General features: G+C 45.2%; 22 protein-coding genes. 5 read left to right on the top strand and 17 right to left on the bottom strand.

The features are described from left to right. Positions 1-343: 343 nt before the first annotated feature. Positions 344-1,171, bottom strand: a complete 828-nt coding sequence (locus ABTV07_RS05520; RefSeq protein ID WP_433751115.1) for an aldo/keto reductase — start codon at positions 1,169-1,171, stop codon at positions 344-346. 79 nt (positions 1,172-1,250) lie between these two features. After that, positions 1,251-3,521 carry an RNA polymerase recycling motor HelD gene (gene helD, locus ABTV07_RS05515; RefSeq protein ID WP_433748466.1) on the bottom strand — a complete coding sequence of 757 codons (2,271 nt, stop codon included), beginning with the start codon at positions 3,519-3,521 and terminating at the stop codon, positions 1,251-1,253. 332 nt (positions 3,522-3,853) lie between these two features. Here helD and ABTV07_RS05510 point away from each other — a divergent pair, with 332 nt between their 5' ends. Together ABTV07_RS05510 and ABTV07_RS05505 are read left to right on the top strand one after the other, a co-directional pair. Next, positions 3,854-4,474, top strand: coding sequence for a DUF47 domain-containing protein (locus ABTV07_RS05510; RefSeq protein WP_433748463.1), 621 nt, complete (start codon positions 3,854-3,856; stop codon positions 4,472-4,474). Positions 4,475-4,487: 13 nt separating this feature from the next. Beyond that, entirely contained in the window at positions 4,488-5,486 is a 999-nt protein-coding gene (locus tag ABTV07_RS05505; RefSeq protein ID WP_433748461.1) for an anion permease, read from the top strand. Positions 5,487-5,551: 65 nt separating this feature from the next. Here ABTV07_RS05505 and ABTV07_RS05500 read toward each other — a convergent pair whose 3' ends face one another. After that, positions 5,552-6,520, bottom strand: coding sequence for a LacI family DNA-binding transcriptional regulator (locus ABTV07_RS05500; protein WP_433748458.1), 969 nt, complete (start codon positions 6,518-6,520; stop codon positions 5,552-5,554). Between the two features lie 83 nt (positions 6,521-6,603). Here ABTV07_RS05500 and ABTV07_RS05495 point away from each other — a divergent pair, with 83 nt between their 5' ends. Further along, entirely contained in the window at positions 6,604-6,735 is a 132-nt protein-coding gene (locus tag ABTV07_RS05495; RefSeq protein WP_433748456.1) for a hypothetical protein, read from the top strand. A 145-nt stretch (positions 6,736-6,880) separates the two neighbouring features. Then, entirely contained in the window at positions 6,881-8,488 is a 1,608-nt protein-coding gene (locus ABTV07_RS05490) for an amidohydrolase family protein (protein WP_433748454.1), read from the top strand. A 355-nt stretch (positions 8,489-8,843) separates the two neighbouring features. Here the strand turns inward: ABTV07_RS05490 and ABTV07_RS05485 are convergent, their stop codons facing one another. Further along, positions 8,844-10,502 carry a M20/M25/M40 family metallo-hydrolase gene (locus ABTV07_RS05485; RefSeq protein WP_433748452.1) on the bottom strand — a complete coding sequence of 553 codons (1,659 nt, stop codon included), beginning with the start codon at positions 10,500-10,502 and terminating at the stop codon, positions 8,844-8,846. 193 nt (positions 10,503-10,695) lie between these two features. On the opposite strand from ABTV07_RS05485, the gene ABTV07_RS05480 reads away from it, so the two are divergent. Further along, positions 10,696-11,994, top strand: coding sequence for an NCS2 family permease (locus ABTV07_RS05480; RefSeq protein ID WP_433748449.1), 1,299 nt, complete (start codon positions 10,696-10,698; stop codon positions 11,992-11,994). Between the two features lie 389 nt (positions 11,995-12,383). On the opposite strand, the gene ABTV07_RS05475 is transcribed toward ABTV07_RS05480, so the two are convergent. The 13 genes from ABTV07_RS05475 to ABTV07_RS05415 form a co-directional block, all read right to left on the bottom strand. Continuing rightward, on the bottom strand, positions 12,384-12,995 hold the full coding sequence (locus ABTV07_RS05475; protein ID WP_433748447.1) for an MEDS domain-containing protein: 612 nt from the start codon (positions 12,993-12,995) through the stop codon (positions 12,384-12,386). Between the two features lie 185 nt (positions 12,996-13,180). After that, positions 13,181-14,602, bottom strand: a complete 1,422-nt coding sequence (locus tag ABTV07_RS05470; protein WP_433748444.1) for a dihydrolipoyl dehydrogenase family protein — start codon at positions 14,600-14,602, stop codon at positions 13,181-13,183. Then, positions 14,603-15,835: a dihydrolipoamide acetyltransferase family protein gene (locus ABTV07_RS05465; RefSeq protein ID WP_433748441.1), complete on the bottom strand. Its 1,233-nt coding sequence runs from the start codon at positions 15,833-15,835 to the stop codon at positions 14,603-14,605. 19 nt (positions 15,836-15,854) lie between these two features. Continuing rightward, positions 15,855-16,853, bottom strand: coding sequence for an alpha-ketoacid dehydrogenase subunit beta (locus ABTV07_RS05460; RefSeq protein WP_433748439.1), 999 nt, complete (start codon positions 16,851-16,853; stop codon positions 15,855-15,857). Further along, positions 16,850-17,917: a pyruvate dehydrogenase (acetyl-transferring) E1 component subunit alpha gene (pdhA, locus tag ABTV07_RS05455; RefSeq protein ID WP_433748436.1), complete on the bottom strand. Its 1,068-nt coding sequence runs from the start codon at positions 17,915-17,917 to the stop codon at positions 16,850-16,852. The genes ABTV07_RS05460 and pdhA overlap by 4 nt, the downstream gene beginning before the upstream one ends. Positions 17,918-17,946: 29 nt before the next feature. Beyond that, positions 17,947-19,056, bottom strand: a complete 1,110-nt coding sequence (locus ABTV07_RS05450) for a Leu/Phe/Val dehydrogenase (protein WP_433748434.1) — start codon at positions 19,054-19,056, stop codon at positions 17,947-17,949. Between the two features lie 89 nt (positions 19,057-19,145). Continuing rightward, positions 19,146-19,544 carry a thioesterase family protein gene (locus ABTV07_RS05445; RefSeq protein ID WP_433748431.1) on the bottom strand — a complete coding sequence of 133 codons (399 nt, stop codon included), beginning with the start codon at positions 19,542-19,544 and terminating at the stop codon, positions 19,146-19,148. A gap of 14 nt (positions 19,545-19,558) precedes the next feature. Continuing rightward, the gene (locus ABTV07_RS05440) at positions 19,559-20,356 is read right to left on the bottom strand and encodes an ABC transporter ATP-binding protein (protein WP_433748428.1); all 798 of its coding nucleotides are present in this window, start codon (positions 20,354-20,356) and stop codon (positions 19,559-19,561) included. Continuing rightward, complete coding sequence (locus tag ABTV07_RS05435) at positions 20,357-21,388, bottom strand: ABC transporter permease (RefSeq protein ID WP_433748425.1); 1,032 nt, start codon at positions 21,386-21,388, stop codon at positions 20,357-20,359. It lies immediately after the preceding gene. Positions 21,389-21,403: 15 nt separating this feature from the next. Then, the gene (locus ABTV07_RS05430) at positions 21,404-22,420 is read right to left on the bottom strand and encodes an ABC transporter substrate-binding protein (RefSeq protein ID WP_433748423.1); all 1,017 of its coding nucleotides are present in this window, start codon (positions 22,418-22,420) and stop codon (positions 21,404-21,406) included. A 191-nt stretch (positions 22,421-22,611) separates the two neighbouring features. Next, positions 22,612-23,565, bottom strand: a complete 954-nt coding sequence (locus ABTV07_RS05425; RefSeq protein ID WP_433748421.1) for an NAD(P)H-dependent flavin oxidoreductase — start codon at positions 23,563-23,565, stop codon at positions 22,612-22,614. A gap of 67 nt (positions 23,566-23,632) precedes the next feature. Then, positions 23,633-24,511 (bottom strand): phenylacetic acid degradation operon negative regulatory protein PaaX, encoded by an 879-nt coding sequence (gene paaX, locus ABTV07_RS05420; RefSeq protein ID WP_433748419.1) that lies wholly within the window; start codon positions 24,509-24,511, stop codon positions 23,633-23,635. A 128-nt stretch (positions 24,512-24,639) separates the two neighbouring features. Beyond that, positions 24,640-25,839 carry a thiolase family protein gene (locus tag ABTV07_RS05415; protein WP_433748417.1) on the bottom strand — a complete coding sequence of 400 codons (1,200 nt, stop codon included), beginning with the start codon at positions 25,837-25,839 and terminating at the stop codon, positions 24,640-24,642. Position 25,840: the final 1 nt, after the last annotated feature.

Here is a 25,840-nt window from a genome sequence, read left to right as displayed (position 1 = left end):
GGGGAATTGCCGCTGGCGCATAGGAAGGGGATTTTAGTGCATAAGCCGCTCTGTTTGGCGCATAAGAGTCATTTCTCGCGCATAGGAGAGGAAAAGTGGCGCATAAGCGAACAGTTCCCGCGCATAAAGCCTTCATGAGCAGGAAATCCACTATGAATTCTGTTCATTTTTAATGGTCTGCCCCTCCAAATGGACATTTCTAGTCATTTTGTTCTTCGGAAAGCTTTAAAAAGGTGTTTTTGCTGCTTTTCGAGTACGATTTTTCTTAAACAAGACCATCTTAAAGTAAGAAAAGAGGCTGTCCCGAATTTAATGGGGCAGCCTCTCTTCATTCTTATATAAATTAGAAATCAAAATTATCCGGATCCGGACCGAAGCGCTCATCTTTGTTCAATCCATCGACTTTAGACATTTCTTCTGTAGAAAGTTCGAAATCGAATAGATCTGCATTTTCTTTGATGCGATTCTCATGGACTGATTTAGGGATGATGATTGTTCCGTTTTGCAGGTGCCAGCGAAGGATGACTTGTGCAGATGACTTGCCATGCTTCTCGCCGATTTCTTTCAAAACAGCTTCATCCAGTAGCTTACCTTGTCCAAGCGGAGACCAAGCTTCCAGTGCAATGTCATTTTCTTTGCAGAATGCTTTCAGTGCCGCTTGATTCAAGCGCGGATGCGTCTCAACTTGGTTCACCACCGGCTTTACAGTTCCTGCTTCAAATAAATCTTCTAAGTGATGCTGGTGGAAATTGCTGACGCCGATCGCTTTGACAAGGCCATCGTTGTACAATTTCTCCATCGCTTTCCACGTATCCACATATTTGCCTTCAACAGGCCAGTGGATTAAATACAGATCAAGATAATCCATATCCAGGCGCTTTAGACTTGCTTCGAATGCCTTAAGGGTAGCGTCGTATCCTTGATCGGAATTCCAGACTTTCGATGTGATGAACAGCTCTTCACGGGAAACACCAGATTCCTTCACTCCCCTGCCGACTGCTTCTTCGTTTTCATAGACAGCGGCTGTGTCAATGGAGCGGTAACCTGCTGAAATGGCGGATTTCACTGCATTGACTGCTTCATTTTCATCTTTCATCTGCCAGACTCCAAGTCCAACATACGGCATTTTCACACCATTGTTCAGTGTGATCGTATCTTGTAGATTTTTCACCATAGTAAGCGCCTCCTTTGAAAGTATTTTTTCATTTTACTCTTTCTCTTTCAAAATCACTACTAACTTGCTCATGGAACTATAAACTGAGCAGGAAGTCATCTTTGGTCCGGCCATAGAAAAATAATCGGTGGAGCGGGCGCGTCATGACGACATAAAGCAATTTGACGTCAAGTTCATTTTCCCTCTTATAGGTTTCATTCAAGGAAAGGGCGATGACGACATCGAATTCCAGTCCTTTTGCCAGGTAAGCAGGCACAATGACCACTTTGTCCTTTGGAATCGATTCCTGTTCTTTCAATAGTTTTGCACTGCCCGGACTCCACTTCTCATACCAGTCGTAGAGCTGCAGGCAGTCCTTCATCGTCTTACAGATGATTGCGAACGTATGGAATTTTTCTTTTCTGCATTCAACAATCCTGCCAGAAAGCTGTGCAATCAAATCCTCCCCTTCTTTCCGTTCCAAGAAAGCAGGCTTATCACCATGCCTGACAACGGGGGTGACTTCCGGAAATTGATAGGGAAGCAAAGAAAGCAGTTTGTTCGCTTCATTCATGATCTCGATGGTTGTCCTGTAGCTCTTTTGAAGCTCCGTATAGGTTGCCCTCGGGAAAATGCCTTGCTGAATCTGCTCCCATGAAAGGATCCCACGGTAGGAATGGATCCCCTGAGCCAGATCGCCTACTAAGGTCAACATATCTGTTTCAAGCGCTTTTTTAAGGGATGCAAGCTGCATATAGCTGTAATCCTGTGCTTCGTCGATTACCACATTTTTGGCACGGTGGTGCTTCTCAATCCCAAACAATTCGGTTTGAAGATAAAGGAGCAGCCCCAGGTCTTCCAGCTCATATTTGCCTTTTAAGATATGGGACATGGTATATCGGCATAACTCCTCGGCCTCTGACAGTGGAAGCTTCCCTCCGGATAAATGTGCGAGGCGTTCCGGATCGGAAAAGAGCTCATCATAGTAGTCCAGGAGTTTCTTCTTCTCAAACTGCTTCATATAAGAAGGAACCCCCTGCCGGATGGCAGTCTGGATTTCTTTCAGCCTCTCTTGCTTTTTATCGAGGGCACGGGAAACGTAGTCTTTTCTTTTAGCCGCATCTTTCAGATTATAAAGGGCTTTTTCGATTTTCTCATCGAAAAATTTCTCCACTTTCTCGACCATCATTTTTTTATTGAAACGTACTTGTTCCTGTAAAATGCTTTTGAGCTTTTCAACTCTTTTATAAAGTGGAAGATAAAAGAAGTCATCCGTCAACAGCTTGATATATTTCTTTTTGGAATAAAGGCGGTATTTATCGATGATAAAGTCTTCCTTTGGGTGAAACCTTTCATAGATTTCATTTAAAAATCCTTGAAGGATCTTCTGGAATACCGGCGATCCCTTCAATCCGGAAAGCTTAGCTGCCTTGAGTGATCCCGGATCCATCTCCTCCACCAGCTTGATGAGTTTATCATCTTCTTTTAATTTCAGCTGGCGGCCGATGCATGTCATGACATAATCAGAAAATGTGGTCTGCCTTACCTTCTCCACCCCTAATTCCGGGAGGGCTTCTGAAATGTAATCAATGAACAGCCTGCTCGGAGCGAGGATCATCAGCTGGCGCGGATCGAAATATTCCTTATAGTTGTAGATAAAATAAGAAATCCTGTGCAGGGCAATCGTGGTCTTTCCGCTTCCAGCAGCGCCCTGAACGATGATTGGCTTATTCAGGTCCGCACGGATGATTCTGTTCTGCTCTTCCTGGATCGTTGAAATGATTTCTGTAAGGCGGTTGCTTGAGCTTTTCGCCAGGGAATCCTGCAGAAGTTCATCCGTGGTCGTGAGATCGATGTCCCTGATCTCGTCCAAGCTGCCATCTTCAATCATGAACTGCCTCTTCAGGGTCAATTCACTCGAATAGGTTTCACCTTCCGCTTCGTAGGAAACGTCGCCTATCCTTCCTTCGTAATAAAGATTGGCAATCGGGGACCTCCAGTCAACGATGATCTGTTCTTGATTCTCCCTTTGATAGAGAGATGTTTTGCCTATGTAATGGCGCTCTTCCTCACTGGAATCCTTTCCTTTAAAATCGATTCGGGCAAAATAAGGTTTAGTCCTTGCCAGTTCGAGGCTTTCCAGCTCCTCCTTCGACATCTCGAAGAAACTGGCATTTGTTAAGATGTCTGTATATGCAGCACTGGAGTCTAGCCAGTCTGCATCACCAAATGCTTCTTGAATGTTGCTTTTGAATTGATCTTTGCTAGTGGTTGAGGTTTTAATGACTACATCAATGTACTTTTTCGTAAAATCCAAACGATTAAGCTCATGTGTAAAATCAGGATGCTGTGGAATGTTTGACGTCATATGTTTCTCCTTTCATTCATATTTCAGCCGCAATGGAGAAAGCTAGACTTATCTAACGGAGCGTAGTGAAAAAAGTGCAGAAGATTATATTATCAGAAAAGTGGTAATTATACAATATCGTATTTTTCATTTCAAACCGTTTCGTTTCTCCTCAAAATATAGTTAAATGTCTTATGGGATATTTTGTCCACATTGAATTGTAAAGGTTTTGTAAAGGAAGTTACAGTAGTATGAATTTTTTCGACAAAATCTTTATAAATTCTTCATAAAACGATAGAATTAAGTCGTTTGAAAAACCTTTGATGAATAACAATTAGATGGAGGGGTTCTACATGGCCTTAATCGGCAAAAAGGATAAGTTTTCTATCCTGTTAGGAAATATTTCTTCAAACATCGTCACTGCAGCAAACTATTATGCTGATTTCAAAATCACCAACGTAAGCGATTTGAAGATTTTTTCCGATAAAATGAAGGAATATGAAACAAAGGGCGATAATCTCGTTCACGATATGATCCTTGAATTAAATCAAGCATTCATTACACCAATCGAACGCGAAGATCTATTGGCATTGACGATGACTCTTGATGATGTCCTCGATGGACTTGAGCACAATGCTGCATTATTTGAAATGTACTCAATCACTACAGCTGATGACTACATGATCAAATTCGTAGAAGCTATCCGCAACTGTGCAATCGAGATTGAAAAAGCAATCAATCTTCTTTCTACTAGAAAATTAAAAGACATCCGCGAGCATGCAATTAAAATTAAAGATCAAGAATCCATGTGCGATGGCGTCCTTCGCCAATCCATCAAGAATCTTTTTGCAACAGAAAAAGATCCTATTCAAATCATTAAAGTAAAAGAAATTTACGAAAACCTTGAAGAAATCGCCGACGATTGTCAAAACGTTGCCAATACACTGGAAACAATCGTCATGAAAAACGCATAAGGGGCCATCACAAATGGATACTTTATTCGTCATAACTATTCTTATCGTAATCGGTGCTCTCGTATTTGACTTTATCAATGGATTCCATGATACAGCCAACACGATTGCAACATCCGTCTCTACAAAAGCATTAAAACCGAGACATGCCATTTTATTGGCTGCAGTCATGAACTTCATTGGAGCTTTGACATTTACTGGTGTTGCTAAGACGATCACTAAAGATATTGTTGATCCATTCACGCTTCACAATGGTTCTTTGGTCATCCTGGCTGCTCTGATATCTGCCATCGTTTGGAACCTGATCACATGGTATTACGGGATCCCAAGCAGTTCCTCACATGCCATCATCGGGGCCATTGCCGGTGCTGCAATTGCATCAGCAGGATTCACTGCATTGAACTACAGCGGCTTCCTTAAAATTCTTGAAGCTTTGATTATTTCACCAATACTTGCTTTCGTAATCGGATTTATTATTTATACCATATTTAAGGTCTTTCTTAAGAACCACAATTTAACGAAGACGAATCAACGCTTCCGCATTTATCAAATTGCCACTGCTGCCATCCAATCCTACTCACACGGAACGAACGATGCTCAGAAGGCAATGGGGATCATTACGCTGGCGTTGATTTCAAATAACTACCTGACTACTGCTGACATCCCGTTCTGGGTACAGCTATCCTGTGCTATCGCAATGGGTCTTGGGACTTCTATCGGTGGATGGAAGATCATCCAGACAGTCGGGGGCAAAATCATGAAGCTCCGCCCTGTAAATGGTGTTGCAGCTGACTTATCATCTGCATTGATCATTTTCGGAGCGACTTATGTCCATTTGCCAGTCAGCTCAACCCACGTCATTTCTTCATCAATCCTTGGCGTAGGGGCTTCCCACCGCAGAAAAGGAGTACAGTGGAATACAGCGAAGAGAATCGTGATCACTTGGGTCATCACCCTTCCAATTTCCGCTGCCTTAGCTGCAATCCTATATTGGATAATGGATTTGTTTTTTTAATTAGAAAAGTGCAAGTATATGAATGAAAGGCCGTGATCAATTCACGGCCTTTTTTCATTGTTGAATTATATCGTGCTTCGCATAAAAATTTTGGTTTCGAGTTTTTCCTGATCATTGTCTTCCCCATTCATGCTGTGGATGAACAGCTTAAAAGCCCTTCTTCCCATTTCTTTTACCGGAATGTGGATAGTTGTAATATCCAGCAGTTCAGAAATCGGATGATTGTCACAGCTCATGACCGCTAAATCTCCTGGGATATCTATTCCCGCTTTCTTAGCTTCAGACACAATGCCTGCTGCCACTTGATCGCTTGTAGCCAAAAGGGCAGTCGGCCTCTTCATTTGCTTTGCCCATTCGTTCATTACCCTAATTCCATCATTGATGGTATAGCAGCCGGTAAAAATCCAGTCTTCGTTTAACTCCAATTGATACTTCTTCAGAAAATCTCTATATGCCTGCATGCGTTCAATACTATTGGTGCCTGTTTTCCGGTGGATGCAGAGTCCGATGCTCTGATGCCCCTTTTCCCATAATGTTTCCAGGCCTGTTTGAAACGCTTGGTAATGATCGATATAAACCGATGAAAAACCATGTTCAATTTTTTCACAAAGAACGATGGGGCCATCCTCTTTAAACGCAGAAATCACATCTATTTCATTTATCCTTGAAACAATGATCAATCCGTCGACCTGCCTGCTTTTCAATGATTGAAGAGCATCAATCTCCGCTTTCTTTTGATAGTCGGTCTGAAAAACTTGCAGATTGATTCCTTCTTTGATCGCTTCTTCTGCCAGCCCGTGCAGCCACTCCCCATAATAAGGAAGATGCAGAAATGGAAGGACGATTCCCACAGAGTTCGTCCTCCCTTTTGATAAATGGACAGCATTGATATTTTTTGTATAGTTCAGCTTTTCTGCCGCTTCCATGACTGCCTGTACCTTTTCATCAGATACATATGGATGTCCATTGAAGACCCTCGAAGCAGTTGTGACAGAAACTCCTGCAAGCTTTGCTACTTCCCGAATATTTCCCATTTGATCACCTATTTTTAAAAAAGTCTTGCTATGAAACGCGTTTCATAAATTAAAGTTACCTCAAATAAGGAGGTGCACATCTCATGATCGGTATTCTGATACTTTTATCACTTTGCATCGTCATCCTATTCGGCTCTTATCTTGCCTTGAGCGCCAAGGGTTTCAGCGATATGGATGATTCAACGGATCCCTTTAGAGATTTATTTGAAAAATAATCCTAAACATTGATTTCTTCTATTATATCCTTCCTCTTTTTTAAAGTCATGACTTTGCCTGTCGCACAATAGACGAAAAAAAACTGTTTATTCTACTATTCAGTGTGGAATGGAATAAGTAAAGACTGCTACAGGAGGAGATTATTTGATCATCAATAACGTCAGAATCTATCAACCAGGTTCCACACATCCAAAAGAGGAGCTTTATCAAGTATCTATAAATGAAAAAGGAGAATTTGCCTCCATCGGTCCCGCCGCTTCCAATCAGGGCGGTGCAGACTCATATGACGCAGACGGGCGGGTCATGGCTCCGAGCTTCACCGATTCCCATCTGCATTTCCTGCGATATGGACTGATGAAAAAAGAACTTGATTTGCGGCATGTGACAAGCTGGGAAGAAATGAAGCGGGAAGTCCGCGAATTTTATCCAGAGATGGAAGAAGAGGATTGGATTGTCGGAAGAGGATTGGATGACAGCCAATTCACAGATATAGACCACTTGCTTAAAAAAGACGACTTGGATGAAATTCATTTGGACAAAAAAATGTTCTTCCTTCATCAGGATGGCCATGAATGTGTCGTTAACCAAAAAGTGATTGACTTGCTTGAAGAAGAAAAAGACTTTAAGAAGATTCCCGATCTATTCAAAGAAACCGGGGAAGACGGCAGCTGGAATGGCCGCTTTAAGGATACTGCCGTCCATTACCTTAAAAGGCACTTCCGTGGAAGGTCCGTTGCCGACGCAAAAGAAGCTATAAAAATGGGAATCCCCCATCTCTTGAGACACGGCATTACAGCAATCCATACAGAAGATTTGAATTTCATCGGCTCTTATGAAAAATTATGGAGTGCCTATACTGAGCTTGAAAAGGAAGGAGAGCTTCCTATCACCAGCCTCCTCCATCATTACTTATTTAACATCGATGACATCCACCAATATTTAAAAAACCATTCCTTAAGAACCGGGGAAGGAACAGACCGCGTAAAAGTCGGTGCGTTTAAAATTTTCCTCGATGGGACGCAGCGGCTTCACACATCTGCCTTAAGGATGGCCTACCGGGATAAGCCTGAAACATCCGGCAAACTCGTCTATTCCCAAGAAGAATTAAATGAAATGGTGAAACTTGCTTCACAAAACAATATGCAGGTCGCCATGCATGCCATCGGCGACAGGGCAGTAGAACAGGCAATCATTGCCTTGGAACAGGATGAAGCCAGAACGGACGAACTCTGCCATCGGATCATCCATGCCCAGGTATTAGGAGAAGACCTGATTCAGCGATTGAAAAATCTGAAGCCATATATTGAAACACAGCCTTCTTTCCTAATGAATGAATGGGATGAGACTGCCAAATGGGTCGGCGATGACATGACGCCGTACTGCGACGCATTTGCCTCCATGATAAATAATCATATTCCTACCACCCTGAGTTCAGATGCCCCAATCGGGGAATTGGACCCGCTCGAAGGAATATTTGCAGCGGTGAATCGCACTGATAAGGACCATCAGCCGGAAAATGGCTGGATGCCTCAAGAAAAACTGACCATTGATCAGGCGTTTGATGGCTATTCATTCGTCCCTGTTAAAATGGAATTGTCCGAAGAAAAACGAGGGAAAATTGAGCCCGGCTTTCAAGCAGATTTCATCCTGTTAGATCACCATCCATACGAGGTGCCCGAAAAAGAGCTCCGAAATCTGCAAGTTTGTGAAACATGGATGGAAGGTCAGCGTGTATTCGATAAAGATAGCTGAAATTGCTTCTAAAAAAAGCAAGGTAGACTTCCAAAAAAGGATAGTTGAGCGGTTCAGAGCAAAAGTCCGGCGGTTGAACCCCAAAGTTGAGCGGTTCAGCCCGAAAGTCCGGCGGTTGAACCCCAAAGTTGAGCGGTTCAGCCCGAAAGTCCGGCGGTTGAACCCCAAAGTTGAGCGGTTCTCCCCGAAAGTTGAGGGGTGCACACCAAAAGTTGAGCGGTTCACCCGAATAGTTGAGCGGTTCAGCCCAAATGTGCGACGGTTCACCCCATAAATCCGGAGCAGACTCATAAATTCGCTGTATCCATAAATAAAGAAACAGGCCGGAACCACCGGCCTGTTTCTTTATTCTTTTTCATCCAACATCCATCGCCCAGAAAGATCCGGTCACTTCACGGATGACCTCAGGCAGAACACCGAATGTATACGGCATATATAATCGCTCTGTCCATTTATGGCCGTCCTCACCGTAAACGCCTATATTAATGGATGGAATATTTAAATTCCTTATCCTTGAAATCGGCAGCGGATATAGTTCATCCATCATGGGGATATTTTTTGTCAAATAGTCAATCTCATCGTCGCTTTCATGCAAGGAAAGGAAACTTCCGTCTGCCAAGTAAGGAAAGAACCGCTTTACGACAAACTCTTCCCCTGTTTCCTCACTGATTTTATTTAAGCGTTCTTCCAGCGCTTTTTTGGTCTTGGTCCCAAACTCATTTTCTACATTCAAATAGTTATGAGGCAGAAATGGCGGGGCAAAAAACACCACGACACGAGGATTCTTGTCAGGATCGAGCTGCTGGAGAACTTCAACCATTTTAAATGCACGCTCTCTTGTATCAAGCCCCATCGTTTCTTTTAAAACACGTTCCAATGCCTTCTCGGGGTCTCTGCCTTCCCTTTTCAAGTTTTCCATGAACTCGAAAAGAGTCACTACTTCAATTGTCATATCCAAATTTCTTTCCGGCAGACCATGGATGTTTCGGAATAGTTCATTTCTTTCCAGCAAAGTCTGGCCGTAGTCCCTGCAAACAGCCTCTGCAATTTGAACCATTTCCTTCAGAACTTCCTTCGCTGTTTTTTCATACATGAAGTAGTTAAAGTAGATCTTGCTGCTTTCAGGAGTCTGAACATTATAGGACACTTTATCGTCCCGATGATAAAGGCAAGATGGCGGCAAAACGAACTCTCCCTCTATCCTTTCCATAAAACGCGGATTCTGATTGATGCTGCGATTGATTTCGGAAGTGATGTAAGTCGGATCGATCGCTTTGAGACCGTCCCCCACATGGGCAACCCTTCCAAAAACGTGGAAGCACGGCAGAATTTTGCCTGCAGCACCTGTGTATATATACCTTTTGCAATCCCCTTCATAAAGCGGAGAAATGAAATCATTATTAATGGCTGCCAGTAACGTTAGATTCTCTTCCTTTTTCAGCCGCTCCAGTTCTGCTAATGCAGCAATCATCCCGGCATGCTGGCTTTCTTCATCAGGGTTGAACAGCAAGAGGAGGCTTCCTTCCAATTCCTCCGGATGTTCCGAATAATAAAGTGCATTGGCCAGATGGACGGCAATACCGCTCTGCATATCCAAAGCTCCCCTACCGAAAAGCCATTTACCGGATTCAGCGTCCTTCTGCACCTTTTCATCCCCATCATAGGACTGAAAAAATCTCCTTAAGGCATCGGGATCATGCGCTTTTTTCTGAAGCGGACCATAGTCCTCAGTTGAAACCGTATCGATATGGGCGTGATATAGGACAGTCTGCTTCGACTTTCCTTGAATAAAGGCAAATATATTTTTTCTATCCAACCCGTCATTTTTTATTTCCTGCACCCACACATGATCAGGGTGTTTTTGAAAATATGGAAAGGATACAAGGATATCCTTGATGAATTCTGCTTTATCTTTTTCCCCATGCGTGCCATTATAGCTCTTTCTTTTGACCAGCATTTTTGTGAGAAGCTCTGCCTGCTCGTACAATGAAAGATCCTTCAGCTGTTGAAACATAGAAAACCCTCCCCTTCTCTTCCTTCATCTTATCTCACCATCTATGGAAATGAAAGGGGTTGCAACGGGGTCAGACTGCTTAATTTGGGGAAAAATAAAAGGAAATAAGAAAAATCACTTGCAAGTATATTAAAAAACGAATATTATTACTTAGGGAAATAAATAATGTTCGTGTTTTTGGAGGTTACATTTCATGTTTAAATTAAAAGAAAACGGAACATCTGTTAAGACGGAAATGATCGCCGGACTTACAACCTTTTTAACAATGGTCTATATCGTTGTCGTGAATCCGGTCATTTTAGCAGATGCAGGTGTACCGTTTAATCAAGTATTCACTGCTACTATCATTGCCACTGTCATTGGTACACTCTGGATGGCGCTGTCAGCCAATTACCCTATTGCCATTGCACCCGGAATGGGCTTGAATGCATACTTTGCCTATTCAGTCGTCGGCACCCATACGAATATTTCTTATCAAGTCGCATTTTCAGCAGTGTTTGTTGCTGGTATTATATTTGTCATTTTATCTTTGACGCCTTTCAGAAAAAAATTGATTGAAGCGATCCCGGATAATTTAAAATATGGGATCACAGCAGGGATCGGTCTTTTCATCGCCTTTATAGGACTACGTCTGACAGGCATCATCACAGCCCACCCAACAAATCTTGTTACTCTTGGAGACCTGCATGCCCCTTCAGCACTTTTAGCTCTTACAGGTTTAGCCATTACACTCATCTTGATGGTCCTGAATGTTAACGGCGCCCTTTTCATCGGGATGATCGCGACTGGCATCATTGCCTTCTTCACAGGCCAGCTTTCATTCGATAATGGATTCGTTTCATTGCCAACATTGCCTGAAGGAATGGTCATCAATCCATTTCATGCCTTTGGAGACGTGATCCAATACGGACTTTACGCCGTTGTCTTTTCTTTCTTGCTTGTTACGATTTTTGATACGACAGGTACGATGATCGGGGTTGCCCAGCAAGCGGGCTTGATGAAAGGAAAATCCATGCCGCGTGCTCGTGAAGCTCTTCTGTCTGATTCCATCGCCACTACAATCGGGGCCATTTTTGGTACAAGCCCGACAAGTGCTTATATTGAATCTTCCAGCGGTGTTGCAGCCGGCGGGCGCACTGGATTAACATCCCTGACTGTAGCAGTACTTTTCATCCTGGCAGCTTTCTTCGGCCCATTGGTCAGCGCCGTTTCCGGTTTGTCTGCGATCACGGCCCCTGCCTTGATCATCGTCGGAAGCTTGATGATGGGCAGCATCGCGAAAATCAATTGGAATGATCTTGAAGAAGCATTCCCTGCTTTTTTGATCATCCTCAGCATGCCTTTGACATCAAGCATTGCAACTGGGATTGCTTTAGGCTTCATCTCATACCCGTTATTGAAAGTGGTTAAAGGGAAATGGAGAGAAGTTCATCTGCTTGTCTATGTGTTTGCCATCTTGTTTTTCTATCAGCTGGCGTTTTTACCGCACTAATTAGAAAAGCGGAACCGGCTGTTAAGAGGCGCCGAGGTTGGACTGAAGCACCACGAGATATAGGAAACACGGTGAACAAAGTGAACCGATGTTGACTTATCGTAAGTGTGCTGAAGGAAACCTCCCAGCCTCTAGCCGGTGGAGCTGGACAGAATATTACTCTGATCTTTTATATTTTCTTATCTTCAAAAATAAAACCGTTCAGGAATGTCCTGAACGGTTTTTTCATTTACGAGATGGACGAATCAATTTTCAATCTAGAATACTACTGAAAGATTGAGAGGAAATCCACTCGCTTTCCGCGGACGAACTTGCGAGCCTACTCGCTTCGCTGTGGGGTCTCGCCAGCCCGTTTTTCCGCTGGAGTCTCGCAGATTCCCTCTCAATCACTAAAAATTCCGATTTGAAAAACTCTCGGCAGATAAATGTACTCTCTCAAGTTCCATATTCTCTGTTATGTTGAATACTTCTTGGTCGTTCATGTACAGCCTGTGGCAGGAGAGGAGCGTCTGCCTGAATTCCGGCGGCACTCGCTTTTCGTCATAGGCGCATACGGAAGTCAATCCTAGACTTACCAGTGTCTGATCCACTTCTTTTTCGTATTCACCGACATAGTAGGTCAATTGTTCGCTGTCTCCCCATTCGACATGGGCCCAGGTCCGGATAGGAATGCCTCTTTCAAAAAATGGCTCTACGTATTTTTCAAAATAAGAGATGATCGATTTATAGTAAAAATCGCCCCTGAAACAATAGAAATCAAAGTTATGTATATAATGCACTTTCTCTAATTCTTCACGAGATAGCTCATTCTTCAGCTGATGAAGGATTTTCGGAAAGAAATGATCATTTTCAATGACAATTACATGATCTCCTTGTTTAATTCCAGCTGTTATGTACGAAACCGTATTTTTAATGTAGACATCCACTAATTGAAATTCATAGAATATGTGCCCGCCGGAAGACTGCAAAATTTCCTTTGTCTGATTCGTAAACTCCCCCATTTGTCACTTCCCCTTTTCTCTCTATTTTTAAGCAAGCGGATGTTTATTCAAAAGACACATATACCCGTTTTTTATAAAGACAAAACTCTATTGGCCAAAAAAAATGCTGCCTCACGAAAAAAGATATAATCCTCACTTGTTCAAGAGGATTATATCTTTTGAATGTAAAAACGTGATTCCTGCTTTTACATTTTCACTTTTTCTTTCTTTATTTTAGGTGCTTGATGGATGGCTTTCCCTACTGCATCTTCACAAGCCTCTAGCAAACTCTCTGCAAGGCTTGGATGGGCATAGTTAGGGTAAAAGAAATCTTCTTCCCTCGCAGCCATCTCAAGCCCCAGGATACCGGTCTGAATCAGGTCGATGGCACCCTCCCCGATAATATGGATGCCAAGCAGCCGGTCGGTCCCTTCTTCAAACAGCACTTTTACCAATCCATCTTTTTTCTCCGTCAATGCGGCATAGCCGTTTCCTCCAAGCACGTAGGTGCCCGCTCGATAGTCAAGTCTTTCACATCTCGCTTCTTCTTCTGTCATGCCAACAGAAGCTATTGGCGGCTGGGAGTGTATGATTCGCGGCAAATAATAGAAATCAGCCGGGGCTGCATGCTCGTTCCCCATCATGGCTTCCACCGCTGCCTTCCCTTGCTTGATCGCTTTTACAGCAGAGAATGGTGCTCCCGTGACATCGCCTGCTGCAAAGATGTTCGAAAGTGATGTCCTGCCCCATTCATCAACTTTAATGAATTGATTTTCATCCAATTTGATTCCAATCCGATCCAGCCCAAGGGCAGAGGTATTGCCAGTGTATTTCTCATCCATATAGATATGGGAAGAAGCAAGCTCCATCGATTCTCCTTTTGCATTGACAAAACGGCATAATGTCCGATCGCCATTCCAATCGATTTTGATTTCTTTCGCTCCCATATGAACGGGGATTTTAGCCTTCTTCAACTGCCTCAGCAACTCTTTTTCAATCGTTTCGTCCAATCCGAACGATTCGTCCTCATTGATGATAGCCGTTTTGACACCGAATGATTGGTAGGCAAATGCCGCTTCCAATACGATATAGCTGCTGCCTGCCAAAATCATTTCTTCAGGGAGAGTAGAGAAGCGGAATAAGTCTGACGCTCCAATCACCCCAGCCTTCTTCCCACTTGAGGCGCCGACAGTAATCAAAGCGTGGTTGAAACGGACCACATCGAATTGGTGTCCATTTTCAATTCCGATTCGGTCATCTGAGAGGAAGACGGCTTCGCCAAACATCACTTCGATTTTGTTCACTTTGCACAAAGCCTCGACTCCTTTTCTCAATTGATCCACTTTGGCATCCCTGTACTCTTTGAATCGATCAAATTGGAAATGGCAGCTGCCTATTTCAAATCCCATGTTTTTTAAATGATCTAATTGCTTATGTTGTTTTGCAGCTTCTGCTGTTGTTTTAGAAGGGATGCATCCTTTGTTCAGGCATGTGCCGCCGAGCTGCTCTTTTTCAATCAACAGCACTTCCCTTCCCGATTGTGCTGCCCTGATGGCGGCAGTATAGCCTGCTGGACCGCCTCCTATGATGACTACATCTTTTTCCTGCGCCAGTTCACCTACTACCATTTAGACCATCTCCAATATCATTTTTGATGGATTCTCCAATAGTTCAATCACACGATTCGTAAACCTTACCGCATGAGCTCCGTCGGCTATTCTGTGGTCAAAGGACATGGTCAGATTCATCATCGAACGGATGACAATCTCATCGTTTATGACAGCCGGACGCTTCTTCGTCTTATGGAACGCCATGAGCCCAACCTCAGGATGATTGATGATCGGAGTGGCGCCGGTGCTTCCAAGTGGTCCGACATTGCTGATGGTGAATGTACCGCCAGTCATTTCTTTAGCGGAAAGCTCATTGCGCTGAGCTTTTTCGATCAATTGCTTCATCTCTTCATGGATGGCTTTGATGCTTTTTTGCTCGACATGATGGACGACAGGAACGATAAGGCCATCCTCTGTATCCACTGCAACGCCGATATTTATATTCTTTTTAAGATGGATCTGTTCATTTTCCTCATCGAGGACAGCATTGAATATTGGGAAGTCCCTCAATGCCAAACCAATGGCCTTGATAAAAAATGCAGCTATGGAAATTCGTTGATTCGATGCTTTCCATTCTTCCACCATGGTGAGAAGCGGCGTCATATCCACCTCATCAAAATGGCTTACATGAGGAATGGTGAACTGTGATTTCGTCATTTTTTTGGCGATTTGCTTCCTTCTTCCCTTGAATGGAATGGATTCAGGAGCCAAATCCATAGGAACGGGTTGGCTTGATTTAATTTCCGATTTTACAGGAGCCTCAATTTGAGCAGCCTGTGGACCATTTTTCATAAAACGGTGCACGTCATCATCAGTCACTCTGCCGGCAGGCCCTGTTCCTTTGATTTCTTCGATATTGATGCCAAGCTCGCGTGCAATCTTTCTTGTATATGGTGCAGCCAGCACTCTTTTCTTTGAAATGTTTTGGACCGCATATGAATGTTCTTTTATAATTGTGTCTGAAGGCTTATCAGGAATTCTTTTTTCCCTTTGTACAGGGGAGGAGGACTTCCCATCACCTGATTCAATGATCAGGAGGGTTGTTCCTACTTCTACGGTGTTTCCTGTCCCGATCAGAATTTCTTTAACGATTCCCGTTGCCGGGGAAGGCAGTTCTGCTGTCATTTTGTCTGTCTGGACTTCGACCAGCGGCTGGTCGCTTTTTACTTGATCTCCGACTTTCACAAAATAGTGCAGGACTTCCCCCTCTGTCATTCCTTCTCCAATATCATGAAGCTTTAGTTCGACCATGTTTCCCACCTCGATTCTTTTAAAAATGTATGACTTTGTCGATTGCTTTCACCAGGCGCTGGACTGTCGGCACATAATGGTCCTCCAGAGCTGAAAAAGGAACAGGCACATCATAGCCCGTCACTCTCTCGATCGGAGCTTTTAGATAGAGGAATGAAGTGTCGTTTATCAAACCGATCAGGTCGCTTCCGACTCCTCCGGTCGCGTGTGCTTCATGGATGATGACGGCTCTTCCTGTCTTTTGGACGGATGCACTGATGGTTTCTTTGTCCAACGGGTAAAGCGTCCTCAAGTCTACTACTTCGCATCCGATATTCTTCTTTTTGAACTCTGCGGCAGCTTTTTCGGCAATCACGACCATTGCACCCCAGGCAAAAATCGTTACATCCTCTCCTTCTGTCAGGACGTTTGCCTTTCCGATCTCCACGGTATACTTCCCTGTAGGGACTTCTGCTTTTGTGGAGCGGTAGCACCGCATGGATTCCATGAATAATACGGGATCCGGGTCCTCGATGCTGGCAATCAAGAGTCCTTTTGCATCGTACGGATTGGATGGGCAGACGACCTTGATGCCCGGCATATGTGTAAATAATGCTTCAACACTGTCAGAGTGGATTTCCGGTGCTCGGATTCCTGCTCCATATGGGGCGCGGATGACCATTGGAACCGTATATTTTCCGAGCGTCCTCATCCGGATTCTTGTCGCATGGGTCATGATCTGTTCAAAAGCAGGATAGATGAAGCCCAGGAATTGCATCTCCACAACCGGCAAGAAGCCATTCAATGCAAGCCCGATCCCCGTGCCTACGATGCCAGCCTCGCTCAATGGCGTATCGATCACCCTGTCTTCCCCGAATTCTTCCATCAGTCCTTCAGTCGCACGGAAGACACCGCCATTCTTGCCGACATCTTCTCCCATCACAATGACTTCTTTCCGTTCCTTCATCATGGTCCGCAAACCATCTGTCACTGCCTGGACAAGCGACAGCTTTTGGACGTTCGTCATGGTTGTACTCATCCTTGATTCCCCCTTAACAGCTGAAGATATTCTTCTTTTTGCTGCTGAATGGTCCATGTTGGCTTTTCAAAGACATAATCAAATATATCCTCCACGTTCGGTTCAGGGAATGATTCCATTTCAGCGACAGCCGATTCAATGGTTTCGGCACATTTGCTGCTGACTTCCTCTGCCCAATCCTGATCCCAATAGCCCTCATTTTTCATAAAGCGCTCAAGCCTTAGCAGCGGGTCGATCTGCGGCCGCTTCTGCACACTTGCTTCCTGATCGCGGTATTTGGTCGGATCATCTGCCGTCGTATGGGCTCCGTACCGCCAAGTGACTGCCTCGATCAATGTCGGTCCTTCCCCTCTCCTTGCCCGTTCGAGCGCTTTTTTCGTTTCAAAATGAACGGCGAAGATATCATTTCCATCGACTCGTACACCTGGAATTCCATAGGCAACCGATTTTTGCGCGATCGTTTCGGAATTCATCTGTCTGCTGATATGGACTGAGATGGCATATTGGTTGTTCTGATTGAAGAAAACAACCGGTGCTTTAAAGACGCTTGCAAAGTTCATGCCCTCATGAAAATCGCCTTCAGACGTGGCACCATCTCCGAAATAAACAATTGCCGCATTATCCGTCCCTTTCCATTTCTCTGCTAAAGCCGCACCTGTCGCATGGGGAAGCTGTGTAGCGATGGGAACCGCAGGCGGGAAGATATGTTTCCCTTCCGGTGCGACACATCCTTCCACCCTTCCATTCCAGTAAAGGAATACACGAGGGAGTGAATGACCGAATGTGATGGTTGCCGCGTGGTCGCGATAAGTCGGGAACAGCCAATCTTCTCCTTTTAATGCAGAGGCGCTTCCAACCTGTGCTGCCTCCTGACCCTCAAACGGGGCATACGTTCCAAGTCTCCCTTGTCTCTGGAGGCTGATGGCTTTCCTGTCAAATGTTCTGACAAGCGTCATTTTCTCATACATGGCTTTGGCCAAATCCTCCGTTATAGCCTCTGCTCCTTCGATATCCTGCTTATTTCCTTGTTCATCCATATAGCGGATCATTTTAAACGGCTCCATCTTTCAACATCCTTTCCACGGGGGATTTTTTAGTTTCGGATACTCCATTTCGGGCGTTTATGATGTGAAAAGAAACTGCTTCTTTTTCGTCTCGAATCAATTCGTTTTTCGCAAAAGGCATTGGCCGCCTTGGAGGTGGGGACATGTTCATTTTCTGAATGCAAATACACGGCAAGCAGGGAATCAAAAATGGCTTTTGTCTTATTCAGGACCCTGCTTTTATTCGGCCCATACAATTCATCAGCCACTTGGATCAGTCCCCCGGCATTGACGATGTAGTCTGGTGCATAGAGGATTCCTTTTTTCATGAGCATCTCCCCATGCCTGTCTTCGAGCAGCTGATTATTGGCGGACCCTGCCACCGCTTTTACGCGAAGCATATCAATCGTTTCGTCATGAAGAATGCCTCCCAGTGCGCATGGGACAAACATATCCGCATCCACTCCATAAATATCTGTCCCGGAAACGGCGCGGATGGAATCATTGCCGACTTCCTTCCCTTTTTCGAGCAGTGCTTCAATGGCTTTTGGATTAATATCCGTTACGTAGAGGGATGCTCCTTCAGACAACAGTTTTTCGGCTACCTTGAATCCTACTTTGCCAAGTCCCTGAATGGCATACGTATGGCTGCCGAGATCAGGTGAGCCGTAAACTGTCTGATTGGTAGCCTGTATCCCGTAGACGACCCCGAGGGCAGTCGGGACTGAGGAGTCGCCGCTGCCGCCATATTCCTCAGGCACTCCCACGATGCAGTTTGTCTCTTTAAGAGCATGGACGAAATCATCCGGTGTAGTGCCCATGTCGGTCCCCGTATAGAATCTCCCATTCAATGATTCTACAAATTGACCGAAAGCACGGAACAATTCAGGTGTCTTATCTTTAGATGGATCTCCGATGATGACGGATTTCCCCCCTCCGAAATCGACATCTGCAGCTGCGCATTTATAGGTCATTCCTTTTGAAAGCCTCAAGACATCTTGCAAGGCGTCATCAAAAGTTGCATACGGGCGCATGCGGCAGCCGCCGAGCGCCGGTCCAAGGGTAGTATTATGTATCGCGATAATCGCTTTCAGCCCCGTTTCCGGGTCATTGCAGAACACAACCTGCTCATGTTCACGAATATCTTGAAATAAATCCATCTGAAATCTCCTCCTCATGTCCGATATCGTAAACGCTTACATTTTCAGTTAGAAAGAGCAGGCGCTTTTGGGATAGCGCCGCTGCTCTATTAAACCATTAAACTGCTTTCTATCTTTTTCTTGATTTCTTCTTTTGGAAGGATCGCCTGAACGACCTCTCCGACTCCTATGAGGCCAGCTTCATTAGAAGCTTCCACTTTTGTGAGCACTGTATTTTTCTTTAATTCTATTAAAGTAGCTTTTACCTGCACTTTTGTCCCCGCACCAGATGGAGCGATGTGCTTGACCTGAACTGCACCGCCAATCCCCTCTTCATGTTCTTCCAGATAAGGAAGGATGATCTTTCGGGAGGCCCATTCCATATGGTAGACCATCGATACGGTTGAATAGGCAGGGTGCACAACATTCCCTTCGAATTGCGCAAACATGTCTGGCGTTACTTCAAATGACACGACAGCTGTCTGCCCCTCTTTCATTCCTGGTTTCATCCGCGCTCCCCTTTCTACATGCTGAGGAGAGCTCTGTCGTTCGCCATTTGCTCTCCCTTGATGCGCTGGAACTCTTTCAGCAGCTGTTCAATGGTCAGCTGCCTCTTTTCATTTTCAGATGCTTCTAAAATGATTTCGCCTTTATCCATCATGATCAGGCGATTCCCCAAATCCAGCGCCTGCTTCATATTGTGGGTGACCATGAGTGTCGTCAGTCCGTGCTTTTGCACGATTTCTTTTGTAAGATCTGTTATAAGCTGCGCCCTGGACGGATCGAGGGCAGCTGTATGTTCATCCAAAAGGAGGATGGAAGGCTCAGTGAAAGTCGCCATCAAGAGTGACAGTGCTTGGCGTTCCCCGCCTGAAAGGAGGCCGACCTTCGCATTCATCCTATTTTCCAGCCCTAAATGGAGGGAGGCTAATGAGTCCCTAAAAAACTCTTTTCTATCCTTATCGACGCCTTTTCTTAATCTCCGAGATTTGTTCCGCGAGTAGGCCATCGCCAGGTTTTCTTCTATCGTCATGGTTGGAGCCGTCCCTGCCATGGGGTCCTGGAAGACGCCCCCTATTAACTTGGAACGTTTATACTCCGGCAAGTTCGTCACGTTTTGTCCGTTTATTTCCACTGTCCCGACATCAGGGGAAAGGACGCCGGAAATCACGTTCATCAATGTTGATTTTCCAGCTCCGTTGCTTCCGATGACGGTCACGAAATCCCCTTTGTTTAGATGAAGGCTGATATTTTGGAGGGCGATTTTTTCATCCGGTGTGGTTTCATTGAAAATTTTCCCGATGGCATGCATCTGAAGCATCTACTGCACCTCCCGTTCTGCGGAAACATTCAAGGCAGAAAGACGTTCAGCATGCCTTTTGGCTTTCCGCTTCTTCTCTTTTTGCTTTTCAATCAGCTTTGGCATGATCAAAGCAAGGATGACGATGAATGCTGTGATCAGCTTCATATCCCCTGTATCGAGGAATTGGACTCGTAGAGCCAAACTGACGACAATCCGATAGATGATTGCCCCTCCAATGACCGCAAATGTGGTTCTGAAAATGGATTTTGTCCCGAATATCGCTTCACCGATAATGACGGATGCCAATCCTATGATGATCATCCCGATTCCCATCCCGATATCGGCAAACTTGGCATATTGGGCAACCAATGCCCCTGAGAGGGCAACAAGTCCATTGGAAATTCCGAGTCCAAGAATGATCAGCGTATCTGTATTGGCTGAAAAGCTGCGGATCATTTTCTGGTTGTCTCCTGTCGCTCTTAAAGCAAGTCCCACTTCCGTCTTTAAGAACCAATCTGCAGCGAACTTGATCAAAAGAACCACGATGAGCATAAAGAAGACGATTCCCCAAGTGGATGGCAAGGAGTCGGCATGCATACGGGAGAAGAATCCATTCAACCCTCCATCGATACCTGTCTTTTCCCAGAAAGCCCCAAACTTTGTAAACAGTGTTTCGCTGTTTAAAAGAGGGATATTGGGGCGGCCGACTGACGTATCAGACGTCAGCCCCATGATCCTTAAATTGATGGAATACAATGCAATCATCATCAGTATCCCCGAAAGAAGCGCATTGATTTTCCCTTTCGTATGGAGAAGCCCCGTGGCACATCCTGCTATGAATCCTGCAACAATGGCCAGAATCGTCGCAATCCATGGAGAATAGCCCATCGTAATCATGGTTGCAGCGACTGCAGCCCCCGTTACAAAGCTTCCATCAACGGTTAAGTCAGGAAAGTCAAGCACCCTGAATGAAAGATAGACTCCCAGCGCCATGATGGCATAGATGATCCCAAGCTCTACGGAGCCGAATATCGCGACAAACGAGAACATTCCGAATCATCTCCTTTAATTTTCTACGTATTCTGCCATGTCGTCCCATTCTGGCTTCAATTCAATGCCCATCGCTTTTGCAGCTTTCTTGTTAATGACAAGCTTCAGATTCTGTGGAAGCTGTACAGGAAGTTCAGACGGCTTCTTTTCGCCTTTGAGGATCTTGGCAGCCATTTCTCCTGCTTCATGGCCGATGTCGTAGTACTCAAAGCCGTATGCAGCAAAGGCTCCTCTTTTAACGGAATCGAACTCAGATGCCAAAAGCGGGATGTGCTGTTCATTGGCCACACCGACCACAGATTCGAAGGCAGAAACGACTGTGTTATCCGTAACGATATAATACGCATCGATTTTTCCAACCAGGGATTCTGCTGCCTGCTTTACGTCAGCAGATGTCGCAACAGATGCTTCAACTGCCTTCATTCCCCCTATTTCATCCATGATCTTTTTGACATTATCGACCTGGGCTCTCGAGTTTTGCTCGCCGGCATTATAGATGAGTCCGACGTTTTTGACATTCAATTGTTCTTTCATGAATTTAAGTGTTTTAGGAATGGCGTCTGGATGGGAGTCGACTGTACCTGTGATGTTATTCCCCGGCTGGTCCATGGATTTGACCAATTCAGCACCGACGGGATCTGTAACAGAGGTAAAGACGATCGGTATGAGTTTTGTGCTGCTTAGCGCAGCCTGTGCACTTGGTGTTGAGTTTGCGAAGATGAGGTCTACATTGAAGCTTACTAGGTTCTTAGCAATCGTGGTGTTGGAGGAAGCATCTCCCTGGGCGTTTTGAACAGTGTATTTCACATTGTCCTTTAGCCCGCTTTCGGCTATTGCATCTTTGAATCCATCGAAGGCGGCGTCTAATGAAGGATGTTCAACAATCTGTGTGACACCGATAGTGAACATTTTTTTGTCCTTCAAGCCCCCGGCCGATTTTTCCGGAGTACCGGATTCAGTCGATGCGCATGCTGACAGGACGATAGATGAGGTGAAGATTAACGCTAAACTTTTTTTCCAAAAATGCTTCATTTCTTTTCCCCCTTGATCATCTAAATAATTTGGCCAAGCAATACCATTTATATGAAGATTTTCTCTGGTTGAAATCGGTTACATTTTTTTGTGACAAAAAAATTATCATCGTTAATTTAACGTAATATTAACGTATTTTTTCATCTATCGTCAATAAAATTTAAAATATTTAAAAAATATAGAATATATTTCTATCCCCTGAAAATTGGGGTCAAAGATTTTAACTGAGCATCATATTCACTCATCATTTGATCAATGAGCTCCTGCACAGTCGGGATCGTTCGGACAAGTCCTGCGATCTGCCCGCTGTTCATGAATCCGTGTTCCTCATCGCCTTCCAAAGCCCCGATGCAATGGAACTTTTCACTTGTGGCCTGATGGAATGTTTCAGGCTCAATCCCGTTTTTCTCTGATTCTCTCAGTCTCTTGGCATATGGACCATCAAGGACACGCCTTGTCCTTCCCACAGACCGTCCAACGATAATGGTGCTGGTATCCACTGCCGACAGAACTCTTTGCTTGTAAACTTCCGAAAATGGAGCTTCTGCCGTCGCTATGAATCTGGTGCCCATCTGTACTCCTTGCGCTCCCAATGCAAAAGCGGCAAGCATCCCCCGGCCGTCCCCAATTCCACCTGCAGCTGCAACAGGGACATCCACTGCATCGGCGACCTGCGGAATAAGGGTCATGGTAGTCGTTTCGAGCGGCGAGTTGATTCCTGCAGCTTCGAATCCTTCCGCAACAATGATATCCGTTCCTGCCTCGGCTGCTTTCACAGCATGCTTCACGGTTCCGACTACCGATATGACCTTTATTCCCTGCTCATGTAAATATGGGATGAACGGAGCAGGATTTCCTGCAGATAGGGAGATTACCGGGACTTTATAATCAACAGCCAAGCGTATGAGTGCTTTTACATTGCCGCTTACCGTCAAAGGGATGTTGAGGGCAAATGGACGATCTGTCTGCTGCAGGGTCTGCTGGATGATCCGTTTCACTTCATCGGCACCGAGCGTACCGCAGCCGATTGTCCCAAGCCCCCCTGCATTGGATACTGCTGCCGTCAGCTGCGCGTTGCTGATATTGCCCATGCCTCCCTGGATGACAGGATAGCGGATTTTCAAGATCTTTGTTAGTTGATTCAACGTAAACACTCCCATTCTATGAAGTTATCTGCTTCGGCCGCTCTGTGGTGCAGCAGCTGCCTCACCCTCAATCTTCAATGATCAGGGGATGGTGCATCACATCATACCCTTTATCCTTCTTCCTCAATTCATTCCCATCTTCAAATACCCGCTCGAAAAACAGGCTTGCAGGCTCTGCCAATTCCCGATAATAGTCGGCAAACAGCTCCGCAGCCATTCCTCCAAGCCATTTGTCCGGGAGAAGCTCCTGCGGAAGGCCCGGATCGCTGAAGAGGAATTTTCGATATTCATGAACGAGCTTTGTCCGCTCGACGAAGCAATCCGCATCACTCATTTGGCCGTTTTGGATCTTCACTTTGTCTGTTTCATATTTCTTTCTGTATAACGCCAGGAATTCTTCGTACTTTTGGTTGATTTCAGCTATATTCCAGCATTCCTGTACGAGTTTCTGGTTCTCGTCAGGACCTTTGTATTCACTAAGGAAATAATGGACATGTTCATGGATTTCATACTTATCCAATAGGGCAAAGACTTGTTTCTTCAAATCATTGGGAGAAATCCAGCAGCTGTTGGAAATGGTGCCAAATCCGCTCCATACAAGTTCTTTCCTGAGTTCATCCCGGACATTGCGCCTTTCTTCCGGGATTGAATAGATGAGCATCCTCCACTTTCCATCCCACTCTTCCGGGCTCAGTTTAAAGATGCGCTTCGCTGCTTCTTCCATCCTGTCCACACCAATCGGCGTCAGAAAATAATAGCTTTTATTCCCTTCACGCCTCGATTGGACCCAGCCCTGCTTATTCATCCTTGAAATGGCTGCTCTGACGGACTGTTCATTATGTCCAAATTCCTTCAGCAGCCTGATCAGGCTTCCTATCCAGATTTCATTTCCGTAATGCCGGATATAATCCCCGTATAATGTAAAAATCATTGATCTCGTATTCAAGTTGTTTTCCACTTCTGCCTCACGATCCTTTTCGTTTGTCAAAACCAATTTTTGAACAAAGTTTACCAGAAAATGCACATATGTGCCATGTTTCCTGTTTAGGATAGGGACTTCGTGAAGGAGGGTGTTTATATATTTTCAACAATGGATGCAATCCCTTGTCCTACACCTACACACATCGTGGCAAGGCCTGTCTCTGAGTTCCGCCTCTTCATTTCGTAGAGCAGCGTGGTCAAAAGCCTGGCACCGCTGGCTCCAAGCGGGTGGCCGAATGCGATGGCCCCGCCATTCACATTCACGATTTCTGGACGAAGATCCAGCTCATTGATGCAGGCAATCGACTGCGAGGCAAATGCTTCATTCAACTCGATCAAATCGATATCGCTTGCTGTCATCCCGCTTCTTTGCAGAGCTTTTCTCACGGCATGCACTGGCCCCATCCCCATGATGGAAGGCTCCAAACCGGCTACTGCGGATACCCGGTATTTTGCAAGAGGCTTCAACCCGAGTTTTTTTGCTTTGGATTCGCTCATCAGAAGCAGGACGGATGCTCCATCATTCACTCCGGAGGCATTTCCGGCCGTTATTGTCCCGCCTTCGAATAGAGGCTTCAGGCTGGACAATTTATCAAGGGTCGTTTCCGGACGAGGGTGTTCATCCACTGCCACGGATATCTGCTGACGCCTGTCATCCCACGTATGAACCGGAATGATTTCCTTTTCGAACAGGTTCTTTTCCATCGCTGCTTTTGCCTTCAGCTGGCTATCAAACGCAAATCGATCCTGTTCTTCCCTTGTTATGCCATACTTTCTTGCCACATTTTCAGCCGTTTCAGGCATTGAATCAGTTCCATACAATTTCTCAAGCTTTCGATTGATGAATCTCCATCCAATGGTGGTATCAAAAAGCTCCATATTCCCTCTTGGAAATTCCTTTTCCGGCTTCGCCATGACCAAAGGAGCCCTGGTCATGCTTTCCGTGCCGCCAGCAATGAAAATATCCCCTTCACCTGCCATGATTGCCCTTGCGGCATAATTGACTGCGTCAAGTCCTGATCCGCAAAGGCGGTTGATGGTTGTGGCAGCGACCTCAACGGGAAGACCCGCAAGCAAAGCGGCCATCCGGGCTACATTCCGGTTGTCTTCCCCTGCTTGATTGGCATTGCCAAGCACCACTTCCTCGATTTCGTGAGGCGGGACTTCAGGGTTTCGATCCAATATGGCTTTGATGACGGCTGCCCCGAGATCATCAGGACGGACTTTCTTCAGCCCTCCCTTATAGCGGCCAATCGGTGTTCTGGCAGCATCAATGATGACTGCAGTCTCCATA

Origin of the sequence: Falsibacillus pallidus, assembly GCF_050990905.1 — a bacterium.
GTDB classification, from domain to species: domain Bacteria; phylum Bacillota; class Bacilli; order Bacillales; family DSM-25281; genus Falsibacillus; species Falsibacillus pallidus_A.
Note: the sequence above shows the minus strand (reverse complement) of the source record. Positions and strands in the feature narration are given on the sequence as shown.

Bases quoted from the DNA above. Each gene is read 5' to 3' on its own strand.
- helD (WP_433748466.1), bottom strand. From the start codon at position 3,521: ATGACGTCAAACATTCCACAGCATCCTGATTTTACACATGAGCTTAAT.
- ABTV07_RS05510 (WP_433748463.1), top strand. From the start codon at position 3,854: ATGGCCTTAATCGGCAAAAAGGATAAGTTTTCTATCCTGTTAGGAAAT.
- ABTV07_RS05505 (WP_433748461.1), top strand. From the start codon at position 4,488: ATGGATACTTTATTCGTCATAACTATTCTTATCGTAATCGGTGCTCTC.
- ABTV07_RS05500 (WP_433748458.1), bottom strand. From the start codon at position 6,520: ATGGGAAATATTCGGGAAGTAGCAAAGCTTGCAGGAGTTTCTGTCACA.
- ABTV07_RS05495 (WP_433748456.1), top strand. From the start codon at position 6,604: ATGATCGGTATTCTGATACTTTTATCACTTTGCATCGTCATCCTATTC.
- ABTV07_RS05485 (WP_433748452.1), bottom strand. From the start codon at position 10,502: ATGTTTCAACAGCTGAAGGATCTTTCATTGTACGAGCAGGCAGAGCTT.
- ABTV07_RS05480 (WP_433748449.1), top strand. From the start codon at position 10,696: ATGTTTAAATTAAAAGAAAACGGAACATCTGTTAAGACGGAAATGATC.
- ABTV07_RS05475 (WP_433748447.1), bottom strand. From the start codon at position 12,995: ATGGGGGAGTTTACGAATCAGACAAAGGAAATTTTGCAGTCTTCCGGC.
- ABTV07_RS05470 (WP_433748444.1), bottom strand. From the start codon at position 14,602: ATGGTAGTAGGTGAACTGGCGCAGGAAAAAGATGTAGTCATCATAGGA.
- ABTV07_RS05465 (WP_433748441.1), bottom strand. From the start codon at position 15,835: ATGGTCGAACTAAAGCTTCATGATATTGGAGAAGGAATGACAGAGGGG.
- ABTV07_RS05460 (WP_433748439.1), bottom strand. From the start codon at position 16,853: ATGAGTACAACCATGACGAACGTCCAAAAGCTGTCGCTTGTCCAGGCA.
- pdhA (WP_433748436.1), bottom strand. From the start codon at position 17,917: ATGGAGCCGTTTAAAATGATCCGCTATATGGATGAACAAGGAAATAAG.
- ABTV07_RS05450 (WP_433748434.1), bottom strand. From the start codon at position 19,056: ATGGATTTATTTCAAGATATTCGTGAACATGAGCAGGTTGTGTTCTGC.
- ABTV07_RS05445 (WP_433748431.1), bottom strand. From the start codon at position 19,544: ATGAAACCAGGAATGAAAGAGGGGCAGACAGCTGTCGTGTCATTTGAA.
- ABTV07_RS05440 (WP_433748428.1), bottom strand. From the start codon at position 20,356: ATGCTTCAGATGCATGCCATCGGGAAAATTTTCAATGAAACCACACCG.
- ABTV07_RS05435 (WP_433748425.1), bottom strand. From the start codon at position 21,388: ATGTTCTCGTTTGTCGCGATATTCGGCTCCGTAGAGCTTGGGATCATC.
- ABTV07_RS05430 (WP_433748423.1), bottom strand. From the start codon at position 22,420: ATGAAGCATTTTTGGAAAAAAAGTTTAGCGTTAATCTTCACCTCATCT.
- ABTV07_RS05415 (WP_433748417.1), bottom strand. From the start codon at position 25,839: ATGGAGACTGCAGTCATCATTGATGCTGCCAGAACACCGATTGGCCGC.